The following is a 12,072-nucleotide window of genomic DNA, read 5'->3' as shown; positions in this document are numbered from 1 at the left end:
TCTGGCATCAATTACGATGGGTCAGAATCGAATCGACCAGACCGTATTCCACCGCTTCAGGGGCGGAAAGGAAGCGATCGCGCTCGGTATCACGTTCAATCTGTTCTAATGATTGACCCGTATGAAGCGCCATAAGTTCATTCATGCGCCCTTTAACTTTCAGAATTTCACGGGCATGAATTTCGATATCGGTCGCCTGGCCCTGATAGCCGCCCAACGGCTGGTGAATCATCACGCGCGAATTCGGCAGGCAGAAACGTTTACCTTTTGCCCCTGCGGTCAGCAAGAAAGCGCCCATCGAGGCCGCCTGGCCCATACAGATGGTGCTGACATCAGGCTTGATAAACTGCATGGTGTCATAGATAGACATCCCGGCAGTGATCACCCCGCCTGGGGAGTTAATGTACAGATAGATATCTTTTTCTGGATTTTCTGCTTCCAGGAACAGCATCTGCGCCACAATCAGGTTAGCCATGTGGTCTTCAACCTGGCCAGTCAGAAAAATGACGCGTTCCTTAAGTAGACGAGAATAGATATCAAAAGAGCGCTCACCGCGTGAGGTCTGTTCAATGACCATCGGCACCAGCGCCATATGGGGTGCAAAGTTATCTCGTTCGCCGCTGTATGACATTTCCGTCTCCTGGATAAAATTGAAAAAACCTGCTGTACCGATTGTAACCTTATGGACGGATTATCAGCTAGTCCCTGTGTTATGGGTACGGCATCATCCTATTTCAAGCATAACAATCTTTTGTTGTTACGCTAACACCGAAAGAGGGTTTTCGCACGGTTCCATGCAAAATTCATGACAAAAAAAAGCCCACCACCTGGCGGTGACGGGCCTTTGTGCGAATTTAGCGCGTTATGCTGCTTAAATTACGCCTGCTGGTTCATCAGCTCGTTGAAAGTGGTTTCTTTTTCAGTCACTTTCGCTTTCGCCAGTACAGCTTCAACAGCCTGTTCTTCCAGAGCAACATTGCGCATGTTGTCCATCAGTTCTTTGTTTTTGCTGTAGAATTCGATAACTTCTTTCGGATCTTCGTATGCAGAAGCCATCTCTTCGATCAGGCTTTTCACACGCTCTTCGTCAGCTTTCAGCTCGTTGGTGCGGATAACTTCACCCAGCAGCAGGCCAACAACTACGCGGCGTTTAGCCTGTTCTTCGAACAGTTCACGCGGCAGTTCCAGAGCTTGTTTCTCGTTGCCACCGAAACGCTGTGCAGCCTGACGACGCAGAACGTCGATTTCGCTGTCGATCAGCGCAGCCGGTACGTCGATGTCGTTAGCTTTTACCAGACCTTCGATCGCCTGAGACTTAACGCGGTTACGGATGGCGCTCTTCAGCTCGCGTTCCATGTTTTTACGCACTTCAGCGCGCAGACCTTCTACGGAACCATCTTCAACACCGAAACGTTTGATGAATTCAGCAGTCAGTTCCGGCAGTTCACGCTCTTCAACTTTCTTCAGGTTGATAGCGAATTTCGCTGCTTTACCTTTCAGGTTTTCTGCGTGGTACTCTTCCGGGAAGGTTACGTCGATGGTGAATTCTTCGCCCGCTTTGTGGCCTTTAATACCGTCTTCAAAGCCCGGGATCATACGACCCTGGCCCATCGCCAGTACGAAATCAGACGCTTTACCGCCTTCGAACTCTTCGCCGTCTACAGAACCAGTGAAGTCGATGGTCACACGGTCTTCTGCTTCAACAGCACCGTCTTTTTCTTTCCAGGTCGCCTGCTGTTTACGCAGAGTATCTAACATGCCGTCAACGTCAGCGTCGGTCACTTCAACGATCGGTTTTTCAACTTCAATCGCTTCCAGACCCTGCAGTTCAACTTCCGGATAAACTTCAAACTCTACAGAGTAGGTGAAGTCTTCACCCAGCTTGTATTCGCCCGGAACGTAAGTCGGTGCGCCAGCCGGATTGATTTTTTCTTTAATGATGGCGTCAATGAAGTTACGGCTCATCAGGTCGCCCAGAACGTCCTGGCGTACAGACGCGCCATAACGCTGAGCAACGATATTCATTGGCACTTTGCCTTTGCGGAAGCCGTCAATACGTACTTTTTTCGCAACGTTGACCAGCTCGCTTTTAACAGCGGTCTCGATGCTGTCAGCAGCGATAGTAATCGTTACACGGCGGCCAAGGCCTTGAGTGGTTTCAACTGAAACTTGCATCTTGTTACCTCAAAAAATCACAGTGCTCGGTCAACTCTTACCCCGCAAGCACAGGTTGTTGGCTTCGCGGAACCGGGATGTTCTTATAATCAATCACATTCCCTGTTACCAGAATCATCCCGAAAGCATTCAAATAGGACGCGGCATTATAGCGGCATCACTTTTATGAGTCGAGAACGGTTATTGCGCGCTGCCGCGTATTTTTTCACAATTCCCAGGTAATTTTCGTCTGAATGCTGGGCAAAAAGCGCAAAATCCAGACAAAACAAAACGGCCCGCAGGCCGTTTTTCATAAAATCTTTAACAACATACTGGAAAAACGCTAACTGTTGCAAATGCGTTTAGGCAATGCTTCCTGCTCCACGACAGGGAGGAGAAGCAAAGATGGTATCCTGCAATCCTTCCCACTCTTTAATGGTATAAGTATGCAGAGCCAGCGCATGAACGGTAGTAGAGAGTTCCTCCGCTAAAGTACTGTAAATCATTCGATGACGATTCAGAAAACGTTCACCCATAAAACGATCGCTGACCAGCACAACTTTAAAATGGCTTTCAGAGCCGGCTGGGACATTGTGACGATAGCTTTCATCCACAACTTCGAGGAATACGGGTTGGAACGCCGTCCTTAATTTTTCTTCTATCCGCTCACGTATCATCATGAAATATCTCCTCCGACAACGCTGAGATGTCACCCATCCCTTTAAATACTAGCCGCTTTAACCGTTTCCATTACAGCTTAACAACAAATAATTAGCTTTCATCCTGTTTTTTCTGTCAAGCGTATGAAGTTTACTGATTTAAAGATTGATTCACAGGCTTCACATCGGTGTTTCTTTTACCCAAGGCGATTATTTCGTCAACATAATGAATTTACATGTCTTACCCACTTCCCCTCGTCGTTGGCGATGTTATGATGGCGGGAATCTTTACCAAACACGCTAAAAAGTCTCTGAGAGCCAGAACATGTTCAAAAAAATCCTCTTCCCGTTAGTTGCTCTGTTTATGCTTGCAGGATGTGCAAAACCGCCAACAACAATTGAAGTTTCTCCGACGATGACGCTGCCACAGCAAGATCCAAGCCTGATGGGCATCACCGTTAGCATTAATGGTGCCGATCAGCGTACCGATCAGGCGCTGGCAAAAGTCACCCGCGATAATCAAATCGTTACCCTGACCGCTTCCCGCGATCTGCGTTTCCTGCTGCAAGAAGTGCTGGAAAAACAGATGACCGCACGCGGTTATATGGTTGGCCCGAATGGCCCGGTTAATCTGCAAATCATCGTTAGCCAACTGTATGCCGACGTGTCCCAGGGCAACGTGCGCTACAACATTGCTACCAAAGCAGATATCGCCATCATTGCCACCGCGCAGAATGGCAACAAAATGACTAAAAACTATCGTGCCAGCTACAACGTTGAAGGTGCGTTCCAGGCCTCCAACAAAAACATCGCTGATGCGGTTAACAGTGTGCTGACCGACACCATTGCTGATATGTCTCAGGACACCAGCATCCACGAATTTATCAAGCAGAACGCACGTTAATTTCTGCCCTCTGGCCCGGTGTAAATCGGGCCTGTAGACGCCCATGTCCAGTCAATATTTACGTATTTTCCAACAGCCACGTTCAGCCATTTTGCTGATCCTGGGTTTTGCTTCCGGGCTGCCGCTCGCCCTGACATCCGGCACGTTACAGGCGTGGATGACAGTCGAGAATATCGATCTTAAAACCATTGGTTTCTTCTCTCTGGTGGGCCAGGCTTACGTATTTAAATTTCTCTGGTCGCCGCTGATGGACCGCTATACCCCGCCGTTCCTCGGACGTCGACGCGGATGGCTGCTCGCTACGCAAGCGTTGCTGTTACTGGCGATTGCGGCGATGGGTTTTCTCGAACCAGGTACGCAACTTCGCTGGATGGCGGCACTGGCGGTGGTTATCGCTTTTTGCTCCGCTTCTCAGGATATTGTCTTTGATGCGTGGAAAACGGATGTACTTCCTGCGGAAGAACGCGGTGCAGGTGCAGCAATCAGCGTGCTGGGTTACCGTTTAGGGATGCTGGTTTCTGGTGGTTTAGCCTTATGGCTGGCAGATAAATGGCTGGGCTGGCAAGGCATGTACTGGTTGATGGCGGCTCTGCTGATCCCCTGCATTATCGCAACGTTGCTTGCGCCAGAACCAACCGACACCATTCCTGTACCCAAAACGCTGGAACAAGCCGTTGTAGCACCGTTGCGTGATTTCTTTGGTCGCAATAACGCATGGCTGATTCTGCTTTTAATCGTGCTGTATAAGCTGGGCGATGCTTTCGCCATGAGTCTGACTACCACCTTTTTGATTCGCGGCGTCGGGTTTGATGCCGGTGAAGTAGGCGTGGTTAACAAAACGCTCGGTCTGCTGGCGACCATCGTCGGCGCGTTGTACGGTGGTATTCTGATGCAGCGTCTTTCGCTGTTCCGTGCACTACTGATTTTCGGCCTTTTACAAGGTGCGTCCAACGCCGGTTACTGGCTGCTTTCGGTGACTGATAAGCATCTCTACAGCATGGGCGCAGCCGTCTTTTTTGAAAACCTGTGTGGCGGGATGGGCACATCGGCATTTGTGGCGCTGTTAATGACGCTGTGTAATAAGTCATTCTCCGCTACTCAGTTTGCCCTGCTCTCGGCGCTTTCCGCTGTCGGACGGGTTTATGTCGGCCCCGTGGCGGGCTGGTTTGTTGAATCACACGGCTGGCCGACGTTTTATCTTTTCTCCGTCGCCGCCGCCGTACCTGGGCTTATTTTACTGCTGGTTTGCCGCCAGACGCTTGAATATACACGGGTCAACGACAACTTTATCCCACGTACCGAATATCCGTCAGGTTATGCTTTTGCCATGTGGACACTGGCGGCGGGCGTCAGTCTGTTAGCCGTGTGGTTACTGTTGTTGACGCTGGACGCGCTGGATTTGACGCACTTCTCTTTCCTGCCAGCTCTGCTGGAAGTCGGCGTTTTAGTCGCCCTGGGCGGCGTCGTGCTTGGTGGTTTTCTGGATTATCTGGCGCTACGAAAAACGCATCTGACGTAATCTGTGAATATAATTTAGCTGTAGTAATCACACGACGTAATTATTACGGCTAAATAAGCATCAGCATCGCTTAATAATATTTGTTCTTTTGTGCGGCTTAGATTTCGGAAATTATTGACGTAATTTATATGTTTTATTTTTTTACACGATTCAGCTAATGACTCTTTATTTTTCCACGCCTGCCTTGTCACTTTCATGATAATTAATTGTTAAATAATTGTTTTATTTTCGATTGGTTATACCAATTGCCATCCCCACCACCTTCTGCACTCCCCTTTCGTTATAACGCCTTTTTGCAACAGGTTCTTAAAATCAACCTGATATGTTTTGCAACATATGTGACCTTACAGCCAAATCCAAGTAACAGGAATTTAATCATGTTTACAGTAATGTAACCTTCCCGTAAAATGCCCACACACTTTAAACGCCACCAGATCCCGTGGAATTGAGGTCGTTAAATGAGACTCAGGAAATACAATAAAAGTTTGGGATGGTTGTCATTATTTGCAGGCACTGTATTGCTTAGTGGTTGTAATTCTGCGCTGTTAGATCCCAAAGGACAGATTGGTCTGGAGCAACGTTCACTGATACTGACGGCATTTGGCCTGATGTTGATTGTCGTTATTCCCGCAATCTTGATGGCTGTTGGTTTCGCCTGGAAGTACCGTGCGAGCAATAAAGATGCTAAGTACAGCCCGAACTGGTCACACTCCAATAAAGTGGAAGCTGTGGTCTGGACGGTGCCTATCTTAATCATCATCTTCCTTGCGGTACTGACCTGGAAAACCACTCACGCTCTTGAGCCTAGCAAGCCGCTGGCACACGACGAGAAGCCCATTACCATCGAAGTGGTTTCCATGGACTGGAAATGGTTCTTCATCTACCCGGAACAGGGCATTGCAACCGTGAATGAAATCGCTTTCCCGGCGAACACTCCGGTGTACTTCAAAGTGACCTCCAACTCCGTGATGAACTCCTTCTTTATTCCGCGTCTGGGTAGCCAGATTTATGCCATGGCCGGTATGCAGACTCGCCTGCATCTGATCGCCAACGAACCCGGTACTTATGACGGTATCTCCGCCAGCTACAGCGGCCCGGGCTTCTCAGGCATGAAGTTCAAAGCTATCGCAACGCCGGATCGTGCCGCATTCGACCAATGGGTCGCAAAAGCCAAACAGTCGCCGAACACCATGTCTGACATGGCTGCGTTCGAAAAACTGGCCGCGCCTAGCGAATACAACCAGGTGGAATATTTCTCCAACGTGAAACCAGATTTGTTTGCCGATGTGATTAACAAGTTTATGGCTCACGGTAAGAGCATGGACATGACCCAGCCAGAAGGTGAGCACAGCGCACACGAAGGTATGGAAGGCATGGACATGAGCCACGCGGAATCCGCCCATTAAAGGGGTTGAGGAAGAATAAAGATGTTCGGAAAATTATCACTTGATGCAGTCCCGTTCCATGAACCTATCGTCATGGTTACGATCGCTGCCATTATTTTGGGAGGTCTGGCGCTCGTTGGCCTGATCACTTACTTCGGTAAGTGGACCTACCTGTGGAAAGAGTGGCTGACCTCCGTCGACCATAAACGCCTTGGTATCATGTATATCATCGTGGCAATTGTGATGCTGCTGCGTGGTTTTGCTGACGCCATTATGATGCGTAGCCAGCAGGCCCTTGCCTCGGCGGGCGAAGCTGGCTTCCTGCCGCCTCACCACTACGATCAGATCTTCACCGCGCACGGCGTGATTATGATCTTCTTCGTGGCGATGCCTTTCGTTATCGGTCTGATGAACCTGGTGGTTCCGCTGCAGATCGGCGCGCGTGACGTTGCGTTCCCGTTCCTCAACAACTTAAGCTTCTGGTTTACCGTTGTTGGTGTGATTCTGGTTAACGTTTCTCTCGGCGTGGGCGAGTTTGCGCAGACCGGCTGGCTGGCCTATCCACCGCTATCGGGAATAGAGTACAGTCCAGGGGTCGGTGTCGATTACTGGATATGGAGTCTCCAGCTATCCGGTATTGGTACGACGCTAACCGGTATCAACTTCTTCGTTACCATTCTGAAGATGCGCGCACCGGGCATGACCATGTTCAAGATGCCAGTATTTACCTGGGCATCACTGTGCGCAAACATTCTGATTATTGCTTCCTTTCCAATTCTGACGGTTACCGTCGCGTTGTTGACCCTGGATCGCTATCTGGGCACCCATTTCTTTACCAACGATATGGGTGGCAACATGATGATGTACATCAACCTGATTTGGGCATGGGGACACCCGGAAGTTTACATCCTGATCCTGCCTGTTTTCGGTGTGTTCTCCGAAATTGCGGCAACCTTCTCGCGTAAACGTCTGTTTGGTTATACCTCGCTGGTATGGGCAACCGTCTGTATCACCGTGCTGTCGTTCATCGTCTGGCTGCACCACTTCTTTACGATGGGTGCGGGCGCGAACGTAAACGCCTTCTTTGGTATCACCACAATGATTATCGCCATCCCGACCGGGGTGAAGATCTTCAACTGGCTGTTCACCATGTACCAGGGTCGCATCGTGTTCCATTCCGCGATGCTGTGGACCATCGGTTTTATCGTCACCTTCTCGGTGGGCGGTATGACTGGCGTGCTGCTGGCAGTACCGGGCGCGGACTTCGTTCTGCATAACAGCCTGTTCCTGATTGCGCACTTCCATAACGTTATCATCGGCGGCGTGGTCTTCGGCTGCTTCGCAGGGATGACCTACTGGTGGCCTAAAGCGTTCGGTTTCAAACTGAACGAAACCTGGGGTAAACGCGCGTTCTGGTTCTGGATCATCGGCTTCTTCGTTGCCTTTATGCCGCTGTATGCGCTGGGCTTTATGGGTATGACCCGTCGTTTGAGCCAGCAGATTGACCCGCAGTTCCACACTATGCTGATGATTGCAGCCAGCGGTGCGGTACTGATTGCGCTGGGTATTCTCTGCCTCGTGATTCAGATGTACGTTTCTATTCGCGACCGCGACCAGAACCGTGACCTGACTGGCGACCCGTGGGGTGGCCGTACGCTGGAGTGGGCAACCTCTTCCCCGCCTCCGTTCTATAACTTTGCCGTTGTGCCGCACGTTCACGAGCGTGATGCATTCTGGGAAATGAAAGAGAAAGGCGAAGCGTATAAAAAGCCTGACCACTATGAAGAAATTCATATGCCGAAAAACAGCGGTGCAGGTATCGTCATTGCAGCTTTCTCCACCATCTTCGGTTTCGCCATGATCTGGCATATCTGGTGGCTGGCGATTGTTGGCTTCGCAGGCATGATCATCATCTGGATCGTGAAAAGCTTCGACGAGGACGTGGATTACTACGTGCCGGTGGCAGAAATCGAAAAACTGGAAAACCAGCATTTCGATGAGATTACTAAGGCAGGGCTGAAAAATGGCAACTGATACTTTGACGCACGCGACTGCCCACGCGCACGAACACGGGCACCACGATGCAGGCGGAACCAAAATCTTCGGATTTTGGATCTACCTGATGAGCGACTGCATTCTGTTCTCTATCTTGTTTGCTACCTATGCCGTTCTGGTGAACGGCACCGCAGGCGGCCCGACAGGTAAGGACATTTTCGAACTGCCGTTCGTTCTGGTTGAAACTTTCTTGCTGTTGTTCAGCTCCATCACCTACGGCATGGCGGCTATCGCCATGTACAAAAACAACAAAAGCCAGGTTATCTCCTGGCTGGCGTTGACCTGGTTGTTTGGTGCCGGATTTATCGGGATGGAAATCTATGAATTCCATCACCTGATTGTTAACGGCATGGGTCCGGATCGCAGCGGCTTCCTGTCAGCGTTCTTTGCGCTGGTCGGCACGCACGGTCTGCACGTCACTTCCGGTCTTATCTGGATGGCGGTGCTGATGGTACAAATCGCTCGTCGCGGCCTGACCAGCACTAACCGTACCCGCATCATGTGCCTGAGCCTGTTCTGGCACTTCCTGGATGTGGTTTGGATCTGTGTGTTCACTGTTGTTTATCTGATGGGGGCGATGTAATGAGTCATTCTAACGTGAGCGGCGGCGCATCCCATGGCAGCGTAAAAACCTACATGACAGGCTTTATCCTGTCGATCATTCTGACGGTGATTCCGTTCTGGATGGTGATGTCAGGTTCTGCCTCACCGGCCGTAATTCTGGGAACAATCCTGGCAATGGCAGTGGTACAGGTTCTGGTGCATCTGGTGTGCTTCCTGCACATGAATACCAAATCAGATGAAGGCTGGAACATGACGGCGTTTGTCTTCACCGTGCTAATCATCGCTATCCTGGTTGTAGGCTCCATCTGGATCATGTGGAACCTTAACTACAACATGATGATGCACTAAGAGCGGCGGTTATGATGTTTAAGCAATACCTGCAAGTAACGAAACCAGGCATCATCTTTGGCAACCTGATCTCGGTGATAGGGGGATTCCTGCTGGCCTCAAAGGGCAGCATTGATTATCCCCTGTTTATCTACACGCTGGTTGGGGTGTCACTGGTTGTGGCGTCGGGTTGTGTGTTTAACAACTACATCGACAGGGATATCGACAGAAAGATGGAAAGGACGAAGAATCGGGTGCTGGTTAAAGGCCTGATCTCTCCTGCTGTCTCGCTGGTGTACGCCACCTTGCTGGGTATTGCTGGCTTTATGCTGCTGTGGTTTGGCGCGAATCCGCTGGCCTGCTGGCTGGGGGTGATGGGCTTTGTGGTTTATGTCGGCGTTTATAGCCTGTACATGAAACGCCACTCAGTCTACGGCACATTGATTGGTTCGCTCTCCGGCGCAGCGCCGCCGGTGATTGGCTACTGTGCAGTAACAGGCGACTTCGATAGCGGCGCAGCAATCCTGCTGGCTATCTTCAGCCTGTGGCAAATGCCCCACTCTTATGCCATCGCCATTTTCCGCTTTAAGGATTATCAGGCGGCGAACATTCCGGTACTGCCGGTGGTGAAAGGCATTTCAGTGGCGAAGAATCACATCACGCTGTACATCATCGCCTTTGCTGTTGCCACGCTGATGCTCTCTCTTGGCGGTTACGCTGGATACAAATATCTGGTGGTCGCTGCGGCAGTCAGCGTCTGGTGGTTAGGTATGGCTCTGCGTGGTTATAAAGTTGCTGATGACCGAATCTGGGCGCGCAAGCTATTCGGCTTCTCTATCATCGCCATCACTGCCCTTTCGGTAATGATGTCCGTTGATTTTATGGTGCCGGACTCGCATACGCTGCTGGCTGCAGTTTGGTAACTGCGACTTCCCTGTTAAAAAAGGTGCTACGGCACCTTTTTTCTTAGCATTAGAAACATATCCCTCACGAAATATTTACTAAAAAATCCGCATGTTTACCCCATTCGTTTGCCGCTTTACACTAGTCACGAATTTAAAACAGAGGTGGTAATGAACGATTATAAAATGACGCCAGGCGAGCGGCGCGCGACCTGGGGTTTAGGAACCGTATTTTCATTGCGTATGCTGGGCATGTTTATGGTTCTGCCGGTTCTGACCACGTACGGCATGGCTCTGCAAGGCGCCAGTGAAGCGTTGATCGGTATTGCGATTGGCATTTATGGTCTGACTCAGGCCGTTTTTCAGATTCCATTTGGCCTGCTTTCCGACCGCATAGGCCGTAAACCGCTTATCGTTGGCGGGTTAGCTGTGTTTGTCGCGGGTAGCGTGATTGCCGCGCTTTCCGACTCCATCTGGGGGATCATTCTGGGTCGGGCGTTACAAGGTTCCGGTGCGATTGCCGCCGCCGTTATGGCGCTGCTTTCCGATCTCACTCGTGAACAAAACCGCACCAAAGCGATGGCATTTATCGGTGTCAGTTTTGGCATTACCTTCGCCATTGCAATGGTGCTTGGTCCGATCATCACTCACAAACTTGGGCTACACGCGCTCTTCTGGATGATCGCTATTCTGGCAACGACCGGCATTGCGTTGACCATTTGGGTTGTGCCTAACAGCCGCACGCACGTACTTAATCGTGAGTCCGGGATGGTGAAAGGCAGTTTCAGTAAAGTGCTGGCGGAACCACGCCTGCTGAAACTCAACTTCGGCATTATGTGTCTGCACATGTTGCTGATGTCGACGTTTGTTGCTCTGCCAGGGCAACTGGCTAACGCGGGTTTTCCGGCGGCTGAACACTGGAAGGTCTATCTGGCGACGATGTTAATCGCCTTTGGCTCGGTTGTGCCTTTCATTATCTACGCCGAAGTTAAGCGCAAGATGAAGCAAGTTTTTGTCTTCTGCGTCGGGTTGATCGTGGTTGCGGAAATTGTACTGTGGAACGCACAAACGCAGTTCTGGCAACTGGTGGTCGGCGTGCAGCTTTTCTTTGTGGCGTTTAATTTGATGGAAGCCCTTCTGCCTTCACTTATCAGTAAAGAGTCGCCAGCAGGTTACAAAGGCACGGCGATGGGCGTTTACTCCACCAGCCAGTTTCTTGGCGTGGCGATTGGCGGTTCGCTGGGCGGCTGGATTGACGGCATGTTTGACGGTCAGGGCGTATTTCTCGCTGGTGCAATGCTGGCTGCGGTGTGGCTGGCAGTCGCCAGTACCATGAAAGAACCGCCATATGTCAGCAGTTTACGCATTGAAATCCCGGCGGACATTGCCGCAAACGAGGCGTTAAAAGTGCGTTTGCTGGAAACGGCTGGCGTCAAAGAAGTGTTGATTGCAGAAGAAGAACATTCGGCTTACGTGAAAATCGACAGCAAAGTGACGAATCGCTTTGAGGTTGAACAGGCAATTCGCCAGGCATAAAAACGAGGCTAAATTGCCTGATGCGCTACGCTTACCAGGCCTACAAAGTTGCTGTAATCTTTTGAAA

Annotated in this window: 11 protein-coding genes; 8 read left to right on the top strand and 3 right to left on the bottom strand. The window is 50.5% G+C overall.

The window, feature by feature from the left end:
- Positions 1-7 precede the first annotated feature (7 nt).
- From clpP to bolA, 3 genes are all read right to left on the bottom strand, one after another.
- A complete protein-coding gene (gene clpP, locus BEG40_RS00140) occupies positions 8-631 on the bottom strand; it encodes an ATP-dependent Clp endopeptidase proteolytic subunit ClpP (protein ID WP_000122253.1) in 624 nt (207 codons plus the stop codon).
- A gap of 245 nt (positions 632-876) precedes the next feature.
- Entirely contained in the window at positions 877-2,175 is a 1,299-nt protein-coding gene (tig, locus tag BEG40_RS00135) for a trigger factor (RefSeq protein ID WP_053286994.1), read from the bottom strand.
- A 341-nt stretch (positions 2,176-2,516) separates the two neighbouring features.
- Positions 2,517-2,834, bottom strand: a complete 318-nt coding sequence (bolA, locus tag BEG40_RS00125) for a transcriptional regulator BolA (protein WP_000973458.1) — start codon at positions 2,832-2,834, stop codon at positions 2,517-2,519.
- 304 nt (positions 2,835-3,138) lie between these two features.
- On the opposite strand from bolA, the gene BEG40_RS00115 reads away from it, so the two are divergent.
- The 8 genes from BEG40_RS00115 (at position 3,139) to BEG40_RS00075 (ending at position 12,005) form a co-directional block, all read left to right on the top strand.
- The gene (locus BEG40_RS00115) at positions 3,139-3,717 is read left to right on the top strand and encodes a lipoprotein (RefSeq protein WP_000473500.1); all 579 of its coding nucleotides are present in this window, start codon (positions 3,139-3,141) and stop codon (positions 3,715-3,717) included.
- A gap of 43 nt (positions 3,718-3,760) precedes the next feature.
- Complete coding sequence (gene ampG, locus BEG40_RS00110) at positions 3,761-5,236, top strand: muropeptide MFS transporter AmpG (RefSeq protein ID WP_105284660.1); 1,476 nt, start codon at positions 3,761-3,763, stop codon at positions 5,234-5,236.
- 458 nt (positions 5,237-5,694) lie between these two features.
- Entirely contained in the window at positions 5,695-6,642 is a 948-nt protein-coding gene (gene cyoA, locus BEG40_RS00100) for a cytochrome o ubiquinol oxidase subunit II (RefSeq protein ID WP_001239436.1), read from the top strand.
- Between the two features lie 21 nt (positions 6,643-6,663).
- The gene (gene cyoB / locus BEG40_RS00095; protein WP_105284658.1) at positions 6,664-8,655 is read left to right on the top strand and encodes a cytochrome o ubiquinol oxidase subunit I; all 1,992 of its coding nucleotides are present in this window, start codon (positions 6,664-6,666) and stop codon (positions 8,653-8,655) included.
- Positions 8,645-9,259 carry a cytochrome o ubiquinol oxidase subunit III gene (locus tag BEG40_RS00090; RefSeq protein WP_000179819.1) on the top strand — a complete coding sequence of 205 codons (615 nt, stop codon included), beginning with the start codon at positions 8,645-8,647 and terminating at the stop codon, positions 9,257-9,259. The genes cyoB and BEG40_RS00090 overlap by 11 nt, the downstream gene beginning before the upstream one ends.
- Positions 9,259-9,588 carry a cytochrome o ubiquinol oxidase subunit IV gene (locus tag BEG40_RS00085; protein ID WP_000019801.1) on the top strand — a complete coding sequence of 110 codons (330 nt, stop codon included), beginning with the start codon at positions 9,259-9,261 and terminating at the stop codon, positions 9,586-9,588. Before BEG40_RS00090 ends, BEG40_RS00085 begins: the two co-directional genes overlap by 1 nt.
- An 11-nt stretch (positions 9,589-9,599) precedes the next feature.
- Entirely contained in the window at positions 9,600-10,490 is an 891-nt protein-coding gene (gene cyoE / locus BEG40_RS00080; protein ID WP_000971333.1) for a heme o synthase, read from the top strand.
- A 150-nt stretch (positions 10,491-10,640) separates the two neighbouring features.
- Positions 10,641-12,005 carry an MFS transporter gene (locus BEG40_RS00075; RefSeq protein ID WP_105284657.1) on the top strand — a complete coding sequence of 455 codons (1,365 nt, stop codon included), beginning with the start codon at positions 10,641-10,643 and terminating at the stop codon, positions 12,003-12,005.
- Positions 12,006-12,072: the final 67 nt, after the last annotated feature.

This window comes from Escherichia sp. MOD1-EC5495, assembly GCF_002965965.1.
Lineage (GTDB): Bacteria > Pseudomonadota > Gammaproteobacteria > Enterobacterales > Enterobacteriaceae > Escherichia > Escherichia ruysiae.
Note: the sequence above shows the minus strand (reverse complement) of the source record. Positions and strands in the feature narration are given on the sequence as shown.

Bases quoted from the DNA above. Each gene is read 5' to 3' on its own strand.
- clpP (WP_000122253.1), bottom strand. From the start codon at position 631: ATGTCATACAGCGGCGAACGAGATAACTTTGCACCCCATATGGCGCTG.
- tig (WP_053286994.1), bottom strand. From the start codon at position 2,175: ATGCAAGTTTCAGTTGAAACCACTCAAGGCCTTGGCCGCCGTGTAACG.
- bolA (WP_000973458.1), bottom strand. From the start codon at position 2,834: ATGATGATACGTGAGCGGATAGAAGAAAAATTAAGGACGGCGTTCCAA.
- BEG40_RS00115 (WP_000473500.1), top strand. From the start codon at position 3,139: ATGTTCAAAAAAATCCTCTTCCCGTTAGTTGCTCTGTTTATGCTTGCA.
- ampG (WP_105284660.1), top strand. From the start codon at position 3,761: ATGTCCAGTCAATATTTACGTATTTTCCAACAGCCACGTTCAGCCATT.
- cyoA (WP_001239436.1), top strand. From the start codon at position 5,695: ATGAGACTCAGGAAATACAATAAAAGTTTGGGATGGTTGTCATTATTT.
- cyoB (WP_105284658.1), top strand. From the start codon at position 6,664: ATGTTCGGAAAATTATCACTTGATGCAGTCCCGTTCCATGAACCTATC.
- BEG40_RS00090 (WP_000179819.1), top strand. From the start codon at position 8,645: ATGGCAACTGATACTTTGACGCACGCGACTGCCCACGCGCACGAACAC.
- BEG40_RS00085 (WP_000019801.1), top strand. From the start codon at position 9,259: ATGAGTCATTCTAACGTGAGCGGCGGCGCATCCCATGGCAGCGTAAAA.
- cyoE (WP_000971333.1), top strand. From the start codon at position 9,600: ATGATGTTTAAGCAATACCTGCAAGTAACGAAACCAGGCATCATCTTT.
- BEG40_RS00075 (WP_105284657.1), top strand. From the start codon at position 10,641: ATGAACGATTATAAAATGACGCCAGGCGAGCGGCGCGCGACCTGGGGT.